12 protein-coding genes are annotated in these 14,369 nt (G+C 67.1%); 10 read left to right on the forward strand and 2 right to left on the reverse strand.

The genetic code is table 11. The features are described from left to right. The first annotated feature begins 22 nt into the window (after positions 1–22). From JJJ15_RS09385 to folE, 4 genes are all read left to right on the forward strand, one after another. Positions 23–1,651: a hypothetical protein gene (locus JJJ15_RS09385; protein WP_200510563.1), complete on the forward strand. Its 1,629-nt coding sequence runs from the start codon at positions 23–25 to the stop codon at positions 1,649–1,651. A 228-nt stretch (positions 1,652–1,879) separates the two neighbouring features. Beyond that, on the forward strand, positions 1,880–3,292 hold the full coding sequence (locus tag JJJ15_RS09390) for a hypothetical protein (protein WP_200510564.1): 1,413 nt from the start codon (positions 1,880–1,882) through the stop codon (positions 3,290–3,292). Between the two features lie 209 nt (positions 3,293–3,501). Continuing rightward, positions 3,502–5,667, forward strand: a complete 2,166-nt coding sequence (ftsH, locus tag JJJ15_RS09395) for an ATP-dependent zinc metalloprotease FtsH (RefSeq protein WP_106110414.1) — start codon at positions 3,502–3,504, stop codon at positions 5,665–5,667. Further along, positions 5,664–6,236 carry a GTP cyclohydrolase I FolE gene (gene folE, locus JJJ15_RS09400; RefSeq protein WP_106110415.1) on the forward strand — a complete coding sequence of 191 codons (573 nt, stop codon included), beginning with the start codon at positions 5,664–5,666 and terminating at the stop codon, positions 6,234–6,236. The genes ftsH and folE overlap by 4 nt, the downstream gene beginning before the upstream one ends. Before the next feature lie 807 nt (positions 6,237–7,043). Here folE and JJJ15_RS09405 read toward each other — a convergent pair. Together JJJ15_RS09405 and JJJ15_RS09410 are read right to left on the reverse strand one after the other, a co-directional pair. Next, entirely contained in the window at positions 7,044–7,709 is a 666-nt protein-coding gene (locus JJJ15_RS09405) for an Imm5 family immunity protein (protein ID WP_200510565.1), read from the reverse strand. Positions 7,710–7,822: 113 nt separating this feature from the next. Further along, complete coding sequence (locus JJJ15_RS09410; protein ID WP_200510566.1) at positions 7,823–8,245, reverse strand: hypothetical protein; 423 nt, start codon at positions 8,243–8,245, stop codon at positions 7,823–7,825. A 643-nt stretch (positions 8,246–8,888) separates the two neighbouring features. On the opposite strand from JJJ15_RS09410, the gene JJJ15_RS09415 reads away from it, so the two are divergent. The 6 genes from JJJ15_RS09415 to JJJ15_RS09440 all read left to right on the forward strand — a co-directional run bounded on the left by JJJ15_RS09415 (position 8,889) and on the right by JJJ15_RS09440 (position 14,317). Then, positions 8,889–9,560 carry an Imm5 family immunity protein gene (locus JJJ15_RS09415; protein ID WP_200510567.1) on the forward strand — a complete coding sequence of 224 codons (672 nt, stop codon included), beginning with the start codon at positions 8,889–8,891 and terminating at the stop codon, positions 9,558–9,560. Between the two features lie 118 nt (positions 9,561–9,678). Beyond that, positions 9,679–10,344 (forward strand): Imm5 family immunity protein, encoded by a 666-nt coding sequence (locus JJJ15_RS09420; RefSeq protein ID WP_200510568.1) that lies wholly within the window; start codon positions 9,679–9,681, stop codon positions 10,342–10,344. Positions 10,345–10,640: 296 nt separating this feature from the next. Next, positions 10,641–11,252: an Imm5 family immunity protein gene (locus JJJ15_RS09425; protein WP_200512022.1), complete on the forward strand. Its 612-nt coding sequence runs from the start codon at positions 10,641–10,643 to the stop codon at positions 11,250–11,252. 224 nt (positions 11,253–11,476) lie between these two features. After that, positions 11,477–12,148 (forward strand): Imm5 family immunity protein, encoded by a 672-nt coding sequence (locus JJJ15_RS09430; RefSeq protein WP_200510569.1) that lies wholly within the window; start codon positions 11,477–11,479, stop codon positions 12,146–12,148. Between the two features lie 410 nt (positions 12,149–12,558). Further along, the gene (locus JJJ15_RS09435) at positions 12,559–13,224 is read left to right on the forward strand and encodes an Imm5 family immunity protein (RefSeq protein WP_200510570.1); all 666 of its coding nucleotides are present in this window, start codon (positions 12,559–12,561) and stop codon (positions 13,222–13,224) included. A 430-nt stretch (positions 13,225–13,654) separates the two neighbouring features. Beyond that, complete coding sequence (locus tag JJJ15_RS09440) at positions 13,655–14,317, forward strand: Imm5 family immunity protein (protein WP_200512023.1); 663 nt, start codon at positions 13,655–13,657, stop codon at positions 14,315–14,317. Positions 14,318–14,369 lie beyond the last annotated feature (52 nt).

The raw sequence follows: 14,369 nt of genomic DNA on the forward strand, positions 1-14,369 counted from the left end.
TGGCATGTGACACAGTAGACCCATGAGCCCTGAGCCTGCCGTGACAGCCTTTATGAATGTCGGTGGCCCCGGTGACGCACGCCTGGTGATCGTTATCGAGGGGCACGCAGACCGGTGCTGGGACGAGGCCTTCCCAGCCGGCCCGGGCCGTCCGTGGCACACGGGGACCGCCACCTTCCGCACCCGGGCCGGGGCCAAGAGCCCCCGTGACGTCAGGCGGCAGGTGCTCCACCGGGAGGTCGCCGAGAGGCTGCTGGACAACGACGTCCGCCACCACGTCGTCCTCAACGCGCAGGAGGCTCCTGAGCTAATGCTGCCTGACGGGTGCGTCCTGGTTCTCGGCGCCCTCGAGGTGCTCCATATCGGTACGCAGTCGGTGCCGGGGACGGCCTTTATGGTGGTGGTCCACGCACGTGCGGCCAGCCTGCCGCAGCGGGCGCTCCACGACCTCTTCCAGAGCAGGTACCGGGAGAACTTCCTTGCCGTGGTCGGGGACCTGCTGGGTGCGCACACCACGCACGACGTCGGTTTCAGGCTCCAGTACAACGCCATGAGCGACCGCACGGTCCCGCTGTTCACCGTGGTCTGGGTCCCCTACCGCGACGCCGTGGCGGCGGTGGAGGGGGCGTCCGCGCGCCTCCCCCTGGGCCAGGAGGTCCTCGCCGGGATGAGGCCGCTGCCGGCGGGGGCGCGGCTGGGCGTGCATGAGTGCGTCGTCGTCGGGTGGCAGATGGCGTGGCTGCCCACGCCGATCTCCACGGAGCTGGGGGAGGAGAAGCTGGCCGAGGTGCGCGGCGCCACCCACCTGCTCTCGCAGAGCTGGTCGGTGACCATGAACGAGAACGTCGTCGCCTACGTACAGCGCCAGGAGGACGCCTGGGGGCCGCGCGGGCGCCTGGCCATGGTCACCACCCACCTGGACATCTACCTCCTGGTGCTGCTGGGCCGGGCGCGGGTCAAGGAGCTCTCCAGCCGTCTGGGGCAGGCCGCCGCCGAGCTGCGCTCCCTGGTGGGCTCGACCGCTGAGGGGGTTACCACGGGTGCGCGCCACCGGCCGCATGCCGATGTCGGGGACGCGGACCAGGCGGCACGAGGGCGGGGAGCAGACCCGGCCCCCGGGGAGCAGGCCGTGCCGACGCTCGACGCGGCTATCGACAAGGCCATTACGCTGGACAGCGAGGCCGTGGTCTTCCTGGCCGGGGAGTGGTGGACCGACGTCACCGACGCGCCCCTGGGCGACCGGCTCCTGCGGTGGATGCAGGCCACCGGCGGGCTGGAGCGCTCCGTCCAGCAGGTCGTGGAGCAGGTCCACCAGCTCCGTGAGAGCGTCCAGAACCTGCTGGGGCGTCAGGAGCAGCGCATTGAGCTCGAGCGCCAGCGCTCCAGCCGGGTGATGGAGAAGGCCCTGGCCGTCCTGGCGTTCGTGGGGGTGCCGCTGAGCGTCGTGCTGGAGCTGTGGGTCAACTGGGACCCGGACCGCGGCGTGGGGGACCGGGGGTGGCTGGCCTGGCTCCTCCTGGCGGGCATGATCCTGGCCAGTATCGGCGTGGGGCTGGCGCTCACCGTGCTCATTGGGGGCCGGTCATGGTCGGATCACCGGTCCCGGTCGGACCGGGGGTCCCGGTTGGATCGAGGGTCCGCCGAGTCCTGAGCCGCGGGGCCCGACCTGAGCCGCGGGGCCCGACCTGAGTCCCACGCCGACCTGAGCCGCAGGGCCCGTCCCCGAGCTGCGGGACCCGTCCCTGACGGGAGGCGCGCCAATGCCCCGGAGGGCGGGGCCGGCGCCCAGGCGGCCCGTTTCCGACGGGAGGTGCACACCGCCGTCGTCTGTTACGATACGGTTACGTCTTGATCGTCCCGACGACAGGAGATGACGAGCGTGACCACGCCTGAGACCGCGTCCCAGACCACACGCAGACGTGTGGTCGGCTCCCTCAGCGCCCTCGTCCTCATCCTCATACTGGCCGCCTCCGCCGTCATATCGCCGGTCATGCACCCGGGCCCGGGCGCCTCGGGCGGTCCCCGGCTCAACAGCACCGCGGACCTGCTGCGGGTCAGGGGCCTGTCCGGCACCGTGGCCACCCTGGGGACCGTGAGCGCCGGTGACGGGGGCGCCATGTCCTACTCGGTCACCGACTCGTTGCCTGCCGGTGACCTGGGGGACATTGCGGTGCCCCTGGCCGACGGGCGGTGGGCGGTGCCCGAGGGCCTGCCCACCGCGCCGCGGACCGTGCCCGACCCGGCCGCCGTCGAGGACACCGTGGCCCGTGCCATGACCTTTGCCGCCGCCGGGGAGGCCCTGCACTGGGACTCCGGGCGCGCAACACCCCTGTCCGACCAGGTCGTCCACGACACCCAGACCCGCCCCTACGCCGTGACCGCCTCCGCGTTCGTCGGCATGGTCCTACGGGGCTGGGACTACGAGCACACCACCTACGTGGCGGGTGGGAACACGCAGGTGGGCCAGGCGGTGGACTTCGGGACGACGTCGGGGGCGGAGCTGGGGCAGGCGAGCAGACTGGCCCGGTGGTTCTACGCCCACGGGGACCTGTGGCTCGACACGGACGGGCAGTACCAGCGCGGGGACGTCCTGTTCTTCTCCAACCAGGAGCACGCCGGGACCCAGCCCGGTGGCGCCCCCTACTTCGGCAACGTCTACCACACCGCCGTCTACCTGGGGGACGGCAGGCTCGTCCACGCCACCGGTCCCACCACGTCCGCCGGGGTCCACGTGGACGCCCTCTCACCCAGCCTGCAGGCGGACTTGACCTTCGTGGCCCGGCCCCACGGCGTCACCGTCTCCACCGGCCTGCCGGCCCAGGGTAACGGGCAGCCGGACCAGGGTGACGGGCAGCATCCCCAGGGTAACGGGCAGCCGGACCAGGGTGACGGGCAGCATCCCCAGGGCGACGGGGCCCCGGGCGGGGCCGCGTCTGCGCAGGGCGACGGGACCCAGGCCAACCGCACCGCCTCCCCGGACGGGGCGCGGGGCCGGGGCGCCTCCTCAGCACGGGCCTCCCAGGACGGCCCGACGTCGCAGGGCACGCCCCTGGAGGCCGACCCCGCCGAGGGCACCGTGCCGTCCACGCCGACGGCGGCGTCCACATCCCACGGCACCGACCAGATCCGGGGCGGCGTGTCCCTGGCGGCCATGATCGAGGAGCGCCGCCGTCACCACCGGCTGGTCAGGAACGTGACCGGGACGGGGGTGGCGACCATGGCCGCCTCCGCCAGCGGCCTGATCCTGGCCCGGTACCGACGGCACCCGGGGCAGCAGGACGATGACGGCTGAGGGGCTTCAGGCACCCTACGCGGATACCGTCCAGGACGGCTTTCACACACCCCCGAGCGCGTTCATCGCGCACACCGGGCCCGGCCGGGGGCGAGCGGGGCCGGGGCGCCTTGAGGCCACGCCGGGCGCGAACGAGGGGGCAGCGGGGGCGAACGCGGGTCGCCGTATCGGCTACCGTCGGGTCAGCAACGCGTGAAGGGATACCTCGCATGAACCACACTGGTCGGCCTCGTCAGAGCCGCCCCTCCGGCCACCCGGACAAGGGGGGCGCCAAGGGCCAGGGCCCCAAGGGCCGTAAGAAGGGTCTGGCGAGCGGCCCCCTGGGCAACCCGCTGACCTGGGTCCTGCCCTTCGTCCTGCTGGCCGTCCTGGCCTGGAGCCTGCTGAGCGCCATGAGCGGCTACCGCAGCGTGGACACCTCCGACGGCCTGGATATCCTCAAGAACAGCGCCTCCACCGTCAAGTCCGTGACCGTCATCGACGGCACCCAGCGCGTGGAGCTGGATCTCACCGAGCCCTACACCCTCAAGGCCAAGAAGGAAGGGCAGGCCGACCAGGAGATCGGTACCAAGGTCCAGTTCGTCTACACCTCCGCCCAGGCCAAGCAGGTCGATGAGCTCGTCCAGGCCGCCAACCCGTCCGGTGGCTACAACTCGGTGGTGCCCACCTCCAGCTGGTGGGGCTCCACGCTCCAGCTCCTGCTGCCCATGGTCCTGTTCCTGGGCCTCATGTGGTGGCTCCTGGGACGCATGCAGGGCGGCGCCGGGGGAGCCCTGGGCTTCGGCCGCTCCAAGGCCAAGGTGGGGGAGAAGGAGATGCCCGACGTCACCTTCGCGGACGTCGCCGGGGAGGACGAGGCCGTCGAGGAGCTCCAGGAGATCCGTGAGTTCCTCTCCGAGCCGGAGAAGTTCCAGGCCGTGGGCGCCAAGATCCCCAAGGGCGTCCTGCTCTACGGGCCTCCCGGCACCGGTAAGACCCTCCTGGCGCGGGCCGTGGCCGGGGAGGCCAGCGTGCCCTTCTTCTCCATGAGCGGCTCGGAGTTCGTGGAGATGTTCGTGGGCGTGGGGGCCTCGCGCGTGCGCGACCTGTTCGAGCAGGCCAAGGAGAACGCCCCCGCGATTATCTTCGTGGACGAGATTGACGCCGTCGGGCGCCACCGCGGATCCGGCATGGGCGGGGGCCACGACGAGCGCGAGCAGACCCTCAACCAGCTCCTGGTGGAGATGGACGGCTTTGACGCCACCACCAACGTCATCCTCATTGCCGCCACCAACCGCCCCGACGTGCTGGACCAGGCCCTGCTGCGCCCCGGGCGCTTTGACCGGCAGATCTCCGTCGAGGCCCCGGACATGGCCGGGCGCGCCGCCATCCTGCGCGTCCACGCCAAGGGCAAGCCCATGACCCGCGACGTCGACCTGGACCTGGTGGCCAAGCGCACCCCCGGCTTCACCGGCGCGGACCTGGCCAACGTCCTCAACGAGGCGGCCCTGCTCACCGCCCGCTCCAACGCCCAGCTCATTGACAACCGGGCCCTGGACGAGGCCATTGACCGGGTCATTGCCGGCCCCCAGAAGCGCACCCGGGTCATGAACGAGCACGAGAAGGCGGTCACCGCCTACCACGAGGCCGGGCACGCCCTGTGCGCGGCCGCCGGCGCCTACTCCGACCCGGTCACCAAGGTCACCATCCTGCCGCGCGGCAAGGCCCTGGGCTACACCATGGTCATGCCCAGCGACGACAAGTACTCCACCACCCGCAACGAGCTGCTGGACCAGCTGGTGTACGCCATGGGCGGGCGGGCCGCGGAGGAGATCGTCTTCCGTGACCCCACCACGGGGGCCTCCAACGACATTGAGAAGGCCACCGCCACTGCCCGCAAGATGGTCACTGACTACGGCATGAGCGCCAGCGTGGGAGCGGTCCGCCTGGGTACCACCGAGCCGGACAACCCCTACGGCCTGGGCTCGGGCGGGCGTGACTACTCCGAGGCCGTGGCCGGGAGGGTCGACGCCGAGGTGCGCGCCCTGCTGGACGCCGCCCACCGGGAGGCCTGGGAGATCCTCACCCGCAACCGCGCCGTCCTGGAGGAGCTGGCCAGCCAGCTCCTGGCCAAGGAGACCCTCCTGGAGAAGGACCTGGAGGCGATCTTCGCCCCCGTGGTCAGGCAGCCGCCCCGGCCCCTGTGGAGCGCCGACGAGGAGCTGGTGGCCGGTGAGGAGCTGACCGGCTCCTTCACCGCCGCCCGCCAGGCCGACGCGGCCTCACCGAGGCGTCCTGCTGGCAGCGGGCTCGGTTACGCTGTCCCCGCTGCCGGCTCCCTGGCTGGCGAGGCCGACTCCCCGCGTAACGTCGCCGCCGCCCCGGAGCAGGCATGACCTATGACGCCGAGGGCGTGCGCCGGGCCGTGTACGACCTCCTGGTGGCCATTGGCGAGGACCCGGAGCGTGACGGGCTGCGCGAGACCCCCGAGCGCATGGCCCGCGCCTACGCGGAGATGTTCTCTGGCCTGGGGCAGGACCCGGCCGCGCACCTGGAGCGGGTGTTCGACGTCGGCCACGAGGAGATGGTCCTGGTGCGCGACGTCCCCATGTACTCGGTGTGCGAGCACCACCTCCTGCCCTTCCACGGGATGGCCCACCTGGCCTACATCCCCGGGGAGGACGGGCGCGTCACCGGCCTGAGCAAGCTCGCCCGGCTCGTGGACGGCTACGCCCGCCGGCCCCAGGTGCAGGAGCGCCTGACCGCCCAGGTGGCTGACGCCCTGGTGGGACGCCTGGGGTGCCGGGGGGCCCTGGTGGTGGTGGAGGCCGAGCACCTGTGCATGTCCATGCGGGGTGTACGCAAGCCCGGCGCCAATACGGTGACCTCCGCCGTGCGTGGGATTATGCGTAAGTCCGCTACCCGCGCGGAGGCCATGAGCCTCATTATGGGGAGGCGGTCCTGAGTCTCGCGCTCCTGAGTCGCGTTGTGGGGTGGTCGCCCTGGGTGCGGGGCTGGGGGCCTGGTCCGGGGCTGGCTCCCGGCGGACGTGATGGGCAGGGATGTTCTGTGGGCGAGGATGTTCTTGTGTGGGGAGGCGTCCTGCGCACAGAGGAACATTTTGCGCGTGGGGGAACACTTTGTGCACAGGGTAACCGATTGTACAGAAGGTAACCAATCCAGGTTGCTTTCTGCGCAAAACGTCCCCCTGCGCACAAAATGTCCCGTTACGTGTGACAGGCCTTGGGGGGCGACGGGGCAGGTCGTGGTGCCGGGGCGGGTTTCGTGCGGCCGCCTGGGCTACCTGTGGGCTACCTGGGCCGCACACGCAGGCAGAACGGAGGACGACACGGCCTGCACAGGCTACGCGCCCAGGCGATCCGGGCCGTACACGCAGGCGCGGGGGACGGGGTCACCGGCGCTAATGGTGGGGTCGTAAGGGACGGCCGCCGCACACGCAGGCAGAAAGCGGGGGATGGTCAGGTACACCTCCTGCCGGGGGCGCCTGAGGAGAGCCGCACACGCAGGCAGAACGAGGGACGGGGATATTCTTCTGGTTTGTGCTACTGCTGGCGGGGCATGGTCCCAGGTCCCCCGTCAGGCGGGCACACCACTCCGTTGCGCTGGTGCTGGCAGGGGTGCAGCGGCGGCGTGGGCGGCCATGTGCGTGGCCTGCGTTGTACCGGTGCTGGTGGGGATATGGTTCCGGGTCCCTGCGCCAGGTGGGCCCACTGTGCCGGCGCGGGCGGGGGCGCGGTGACCGAACTTGTCCTCAGGTGGCCAGGACGGTGGGGATGGCCTTGTCGAGGTACCAGGTCCAGAAGGCGCGGCGTGCTGGGACGTCGGTCTGCTCGAGCGGCTGCCAGTTCAGGGCGCCAGCAGCTGCGCTCGCGCAGCTGTAGCTGGACTCGAGGGTGTCGGGAAGCATCTCGTCGTCGTCGACCATGTCGTCGTACTCCTCCCACAGGTCCATGTCAGGATCACGATAACAGGCCGAGATAGTCATCATAGAGGCGGCGTCGGCGACAAAGGAAGAAGCTTCCTTGGTAGCATCTGGCTTCAGTAGTCCGGGTTCCACCTCTGTAGCACTTGCGTTTACGTTATCGATTACGCCAACAAGCAGGCTCTCGGCGTCCTCCTGGGCCTGGTCCGTGTCTGTTTCCCTCCTGTCCATGAGGTCCTGGGTGAGGGTGATCATCTCCTCGACCCGCTGGTCGCCGGGGAATCCGCGGTACCAGACGGGTAGGACGTGTCGGACGCAGGCGATCTTGAGCCTGATACGGTGCTGGTAGGAGACCTCGTCGTCATCGGGGTCGAGCATAGCCCGCCAGATCCGCTTGCGCGTGGGCAGGGACAGGATGCCCTTGGCATTCCCGGGGTCGGCCAGCTCGGCCCGCGCCGCCCGGATCTCACGGTCCACGGCCTCCATGTCGATCATGAGGGGATTGTCCCCCACGTTCCTGGTGGGGTCAAGGTCTTCCTTCCTGGGGCCTGGTACCAGCGAAGATGCTCGTCTAACGCAGGCACATAAAGCGCAAGTTCTGGATAGTCCTAGTTGAAGTAGTCGGGGTACTCGGTGTAGGGGTCGTGCTCGGAGTGGTCGACCCAGTTCGTGGTGATCTGCTCCGGGGTGATACCGGGGTACAGGACGGTGTGCCCGGAGAAGGAGTCGTCTACGAACCACAGGACGAGGCCCGGGTCCGGGTTCGCCTGACGCACCCAGGCCGCCACCTCGGCCGCCTGGTCAGGTGTCCCGTCAGTCGAGACCATTCGATTGTTAGGGAAGTGATCTATAGAGAATGAGGGTTCGTCTTGCGGCTCCATCTGAACAAGCGTAGTCTGACTATCTTTACTTCGATTTGCGTCGAAGACCTCGCATCCTGGCCACCTCTCCTGCGCCTCGCGCACGAAGATGTCGGCGCCAAAGATGAAGTCCTCGGACCTGACGGCAAGGACCACGTAGTTCACGCCCATAACAGTTATCCTTTCTCGCTATGGTGTAAATCGTACCTCAAAAGGTATCTTACCGTCCAGAGCCTCTAGTGCTCGCTGGTAGAGATATGCTTGTGCTTCGGGCGTGTTGGTGGCTAGCATGAGGCGGTTCGCAGGGTTGCCGCTAGATTCGACTATCGCTCGATATCTTTTCGTCTCTTTATCGAAGCCGGACATAAGTATGTTTTGAAGTTTGGGCGAGGTATTCCCCTCATACAGGGATCCGCGCCCGCTGCCGGAGCGCTTAGCGGCCCAGGCGATGTAGGTGCTCCCGTCCGGAGTGACGGCATCGGCAAAGATCTCCTTACCGTCATCGGAGACGGGCCTCCGCTCAACGGCTGTTGGGAGATTTTATGCACGTCACGCAGAGCGGCAATTGTCTATCGCGGCAAAAATACCTGCCATTGGAGTGTTAAAAATGTCTGTAACGACTGCCAAGAGTACTTTTCTAAACTTGCTCAGTATCAGGGGGGAGACTGGTATGTTGCTGACCCTAGTTGGACCTGGATCTTCCACTCTGACGGGGTCGTAACAAAGCTGCCCAGGTCGTAGACGGACCCTGGGCGGACGTGTTACGGTAGAGCTGTCACGCCTGACTGAAGACAAGACTAAGGAGAGTTCAATCATGATCGATATGGAGGCCGTGGACCGTGAGATCCGGGCGGCGCGGGCCGAGCTGGCCGACCCCGGGAATGCCAAGGGCATCCTGTCCCTGCCCACGCGCAAGCGGATCTGGCGGGCTATGCTCGACCCCGATGACGACGAGGTCTCCTACCAGCACCGTATCAGGCTGAAGATCGCCTGCGTCCGGCACGTCCTACCCGTCTGGTACCGCGGATTCCCCGGCGACCAGAGGGTCGAGGAGATGATCACCCTCACCCAGGACCTCATGGACCGACGCACAACGGATATAGACCAGGCAAGAATGACGGCCGGAACATTCCTCTCCAACGCCATCAGCGACGCAGAACCAGACACAACCGAACCAGAACCGGGCGAAAGCGTGATCTACCCGGACCCGGTCAAAGACGTCTCAGCTCTCGTCGCCAACGCCGCCTCGCTCATGGTCGTCTCGGCCTGTCACCGTGATCCTGACATGGACCTGTGGGAGGATTTTGACGACATGGTCGACGACGACGAGCTCCTCCCGGACTCGCTTGAGTCCAGCTACAGCTGCGCCAGCGCCGCCGCTGGCGCCCTGAACTGGATGCCGGTCGAGCAGACCGACGTCCCCGCCCGCAGGGCCTTCTGGACCTGGTACCTCAACGAGGCCATCCCCACCACCCTGACCACCTGAGACCTGGTTACCTCTTACCCAGCAGCTGCACTCCCGGTCGTGGTGCCGGGCGGCTAAACCGCTTGGTACCATGACCTGCCTTGTTGACCCTTCTCAGGTAACGGGGGACAATCCCCCCATGATCGATATGGAGACCGTGGACCGTGAGATCCGGGCCGCTCGGGCCGAGCTGACAAACTCCGGTAACGCCAAGGGGATCCTGTCCCTGCCCACGCGCAAGCGCATCTGGCGGGCCATGCTCGACCCCGATGACGACGAGGTCTCCTACCAGCACCGCATCAGACTGAAGATGGCCTGCGTCCGGCACGTCCTACCCGTCTGGTACCAAGGCTTCCCCGACGACCAGAGGGTCGAGGACATGCTCGCCCTCGCCCAGGACCTCATGGACCGACGCACAACGGATATTGATCAGGCCCAGGAGGACGCCGAGACCTTCCTCTCCAGTGCTATCAGCGCCGCGGAGTCAGACGAGCTGGAGCCGGGAACCGATGTCACGAGGACAGACCCGGTCAAAGACATCTCATCGCTTGTCGCCGACGGCGCTTCTCATGCCGTATTTTCGGCTTGTTATCGTGACGCTGACATGGACCTGTGGAAGGAGTTTGACGACATGGTCGACGACGACGAGATGCTTCCCGATACCCTCGAGTCCAGCTACAGCTGCGCCAGCGCTGCCGCTGGCGCCCTGAACTGGCAGCCGCTCGAGCAGACCGACGTCCCCGCCCGCAGGGCCTTCTGGACCTGGTACCTCAACGAGGCCATCCCCACCGTCCTGGCCACCTGAGGACCAGTCGGTCACCGCGCCCCCACCCGCGTCGGCACAGTGGTGCGCCCGCCTAGCGCGGAGACCCGGAACCATGTCCCCGCCCGCACCAGCACAAATCAGGAGGTGGGGTCCGTTCTCCGTTCTGCCTGCGTGTGTACCACCTACGAGCCGGTAGGGCCCTGCGGTCCGCCCCCGTTTTGCCTGCGTATGTGGCCTGAGTGGCTCCAGGTGGCCGTACCAAGACCGGTTCGGGCCCATGGGACAGTTCTTGACCCTGCCTTGGGCTGTGGTGGACAATTGTCCTTGTGATTGACATGGATGCTGTGGACCGTGAGATCCGGGCGGCACGGGCCGAGTTGGCTGATGCCGGAAACACTAAGGGGATTCTGTCGTTGCCGACCAGGGTGAGGATCTGGCGTGCCATGCTCGACCCCGCAGACGACGAGACCTCCTACCAGCACCGCGTCAAGCTCAAGATCGCCTGCGTCCAACACGTCCACCATCTTTGGTACCGGGCCTTTCCTGAAGACCAACGGGTCGAAGAGATGCTCACCCTTGCCCAGCAGCTCATGTACGGTCAAGTAGATCCGAATCAGACAATGGAAGATGCGGAGAGCTTCTTTGCCAGCATCTACGAAGAGATAGAGGATTTTAACAGCATTACCCAGCCTGCAGTCTATGTTGCTGATGCCTCTGTGCACATGGTCACGTCGACCTGCCATCTCTCTCCCAATTACGACACCGTAGGCAGAGCGGTAGATGACGACGACTTGCTCCCGGACTCGCTTGAGTCGAGCTACAGCTGCGCCAGTGCAGCTGCTGGTGCCCTGAACTGGATGCCGGTCGAGCAGACCGACGTCCCCGCGCGCCGTGCCTTCTGGGCCTGGTACCTCGACGAGGCCATCCCCGCCGTCCTGGCCACCTGAGGACCAGTCGGTCGCTGCGTCCCTCGCCCGCGCCGGTACAGTGGTGCGCCCGCCTGGCGCAGGGACTCGGAACCATATCCCCACCAGCATTAGCACAACCAGAGGGGGTCCGTCCCCTGTGCCTGCGTGTGCGGCCTGGGTGCTTCCGGGCAACCGCACGAGGAGCGCCCGGGCCATGGGACAGTCCTTGACCTCGCCTTGGGATGTGGGGGACAATTGTTCCTATGATCGACATGGAGGCCGTGGACCGTGAGATCCGGGCGGCGCGGGCTGAGCTGGCTGATGCTGGGAACACCAAGGGGATTCTGTCGTTGCCGACCAGGGTGAGGATCTGGCGGGCTATGCTCGACCCCGATGACGACGAGGTCTCCTATCGGCACCGCGTCAGGCTCAAGATGGCCTGCGTCCGGCACGTCCTACCCGTCTGGTACCAGGCCTACCCCGAGGACCAGAGGGTCGAGGAGATGCTCACCCTCGCACAGGACCTCATAGACCAAAAAGAGGTGGACACGGACTGGTTGCAGGATTATGCGGAGGAGTTTATCTCCAATGCCATTAGCGATGCAGAACTGGACACTACCGAACCAGGGCCGGGCGAAAGCGTGATCCATCCGGACCCCGTCAAGGAGATCGCCTCTTTTGTTGCCAGCGGAGCCGCTGGCACGGCTATTTCTGCGTGCTACCGCGACTCCGATTACGACACCGCCGAGGAGAGTGACGACATCGCTGATGACGACGAATTGCTGCCAGACTCTATTGACGAAAGCTACAGCTGCGCCAGCGCCGCCGCTGGCGCCCTGAACTGGATGCCGGCCGAGCTGACCGACGTCCCCGCGCGCCGCGCCTTCTGGACCTGGTACCTCGACGAGGCCATCCCCGCCGTCCTGGCCACCTGAGGACCAGTCGGTCGCTGCGTCCCTCGCCCGCGCCGGTACAGTGGCGCGCCCGCCTGGCGCAGGGACTTGGAACCATGTCCCCGCCCGCGCCGGTACAACGCAGGCCGCGAACGTGGCCGCCCACGCCGCCGCTGCGCCCCCGCCAGCACCGGTGCAACGGAGTGGTGCTCCCGCCTGGCGGGGGACCTGGGGTCATGTCCCCGCTAGCAGTAGCACAAACCAGGAGGAGGTCTCCGTTCTCTGTTCCTGGGTGTGCGGCTCCGTACCACCTACGAGCCGGTAGGGCCCTGCGGTCCGTCCCCGTTCTGCCTGCGTGTGCGACGCGGGTGGCTCCAGGTGACCGCACAAAGACCGGTTCGGGCCGTGGGACAGTCCTTGCCCTACCCGGGAGCGTGGGGGACAATCCCTCCATGATCGACATGGAGGCCGTGGACCAAGAGATCCGGGCGGCGCGAGCTGAGCTGGCCGACCCCGGTAACGCCAAGGGGATCCTGTCCCTGCCCACGCGCAAGCGCATCTGGCGGACCATGCTCGACCCCGTAGACGACGAGGTCTCCTACCAGCACCGTATCAGGCTCAAGATCACCTGCGTCCGACACGTCCTACCCGTCTGCTACCGCGGATTCCCCGGCGACCAGAGGGTCGAGGAGATGCTCGCCCTCACCCAGGACCTCATGGACAGGAGAGCAGCAGACACGCATCAAGTTATGGTCTCCACCCAACATCTCTTTGTACAGGTAATGGACGACGTTAACTCGAGCGCCACAGAGGTGGAACCCGATGTGCTGAAGCCGGAGGTCACCAAGGAAGTAGCCTCCTTCGTTGCCGACGCTATTATGCACACTGTAACCTCGGCCTGTCACCGTGACCCCGACATGGACCTGTGGGAGGAGTTTGACGACATGGTCGACGACGACGAGCTCCTCCCCGACACCCTCGAGTCCAGCTACAGCTGCGCCAGCGCCGCCGCCGGCGCCCTGAACTGGCAGCCGCTCGAGCAGACCGACGTCCCAGCACGCCGCGCCTTCTGGACCTGGTACCTCGACAAGGCCATCCCCACCACCCTAGCCACCTGAGGACAAGTTCGGTCACCGCGCCCCCGCCCGCGCCGATACAACCTCATGCGGGTTAAGTTACAACAATGCGTTGTACCGCGCCTCTCCGCCCCCGCCAGCACCAGCGCAACCGGACTAGTGCGCCCACCTGGCGCAAAGACCTGGCTGAGTGTGGTGGGTGCGCGTGTTTAGGAGTAGGTGCGCCCATGGCGCGGGAGCCTGGGGCCGTGTCCCACCAGCATCAGCACAACAAAGAGGAGGTCCCCGTTCCCTGTGCCTGCGCGTGCGGCGGCCGTCCCCTACGCCCCCGCCAGCGCCAGTGACCCTGTCCCCCGTGCCTGCGTGTGCGGCCCGGGTGGCTCCAGGCAACCGCACGAAGACCGGTTCGGGCCCATGGGATACTCCTTGACCACGTCTTGGGCTATGGGGGACAATTGTCCCTGTGATCGACATGGAGGCCGTGGGCCGTGAGATCCGGGCCGCTCGGGCTGAGCTGGCCGATGCCGGTAACGTGAAGGGGATCCTGTCCCTGCCCACGCGCAAGCGGATCTGGCAGGCCATGCTCGACCCCGATGACGACGAGGTCTCCTACCAGCACCGTATCAGGCTCAAGATCGCCTGCGTCCGACACGTCCTACCCGTCTGGTACCGCGGATTCCCCGGCGACCAGCGGGTCGAGGACATGCTCGCCCTCGCCCAGGACCTCATGGACAGGAGAGAAACAGACATAAACCAGGCAAGAATGACAGCTGGAACACTCCTTGCTGACGTGATTGACGAGGCCGCTTCAGACGACGTCGAGCCGGAAGTGGACGTTAACACCACCGAACCGAACTCGATCAAGAATGTCGCGTCACTTGTCGCCGATGCTGCCTCTCTCATGGTCGTCTCGGCCTGTCACCGTGACCCCGATATGGACCTGTGGGAGGAGTACGATGATATGGTCGATGATGACGAGCTTCTCCCGGACACACTCGAGTCGAGCTACAGCTGCGCCAGCGCCGCTGCCGGTGCCCTGAACTGGCAGCCGCGCGAGCAGACCGACGTCCCAGCACGCCGCGCCTTCTGGACCTGGTACTTAGACGAGGCCATCCCCACCGTCCTAACCACCTGAGAACCAACCCAATGACCCAGCCGGGTGACAAGAGACCAGCACCCGTAAACAC

Source organism: Actinomyces sp. HMT897 (assembly GCF_016626125.1).
Classification (GTDB): domain Bacteria; phylum Actinomycetota; class Actinomycetes; order Actinomycetales; family Actinomycetaceae; genus Actinomyces.

Coding starts and splice junctions, on each gene's coding strand:
- JJJ15_RS09385 (WP_200510563.1), top strand. CDS start 23: ATGAGCCCTGAGCCTGCCGTGACAGCCTTTATGAATGTCGGTGGCCCC.
- ftsH (WP_106110414.1), top strand. CDS start 3,502: ATGAACCACACTGGTCGGCCTCGTCAGAGCCGCCCCTCCGGCCACCCG.
- folE (WP_106110415.1), top strand. CDS start 5,664: ATGACCTATGACGCCGAGGGCGTGCGCCGGGCCGTGTACGACCTCCTG.
- JJJ15_RS09405 (WP_200510565.1), bottom strand. CDS start 7,709: ATGATCGACATGGAGGCCGTGGACCGTGAGATCCGGGCGGCGCGGGCC.
- JJJ15_RS09410 (WP_200510566.1), bottom strand. CDS start 8,245: ATGGGCGTGAACTACGTGGTCCTTGCCGTCAGGTCCGAGGACTTCATC.
- JJJ15_RS09415 (WP_200510567.1), top strand. CDS start 8,889: ATGATCGATATGGAGGCCGTGGACCGTGAGATCCGGGCGGCGCGGGCC.
- JJJ15_RS09420 (WP_200510568.1), top strand. CDS start 9,679: ATGATCGATATGGAGACCGTGGACCGTGAGATCCGGGCCGCTCGGGCC.
- JJJ15_RS09425 (WP_200512022.1), top strand. CDS start 10,641: ATGGATGCTGTGGACCGTGAGATCCGGGCGGCACGGGCCGAGTTGGCT.
- JJJ15_RS09430 (WP_200510569.1), top strand. CDS start 11,477: ATGATCGACATGGAGGCCGTGGACCGTGAGATCCGGGCGGCGCGGGCT.
- JJJ15_RS09435 (WP_200510570.1), top strand. CDS start 12,559: ATGATCGACATGGAGGCCGTGGACCAAGAGATCCGGGCGGCGCGAGCT.
- JJJ15_RS09440 (WP_200512023.1), top strand. CDS start 13,655: ATGGAGGCCGTGGGCCGTGAGATCCGGGCCGCTCGGGCTGAGCTGGCC.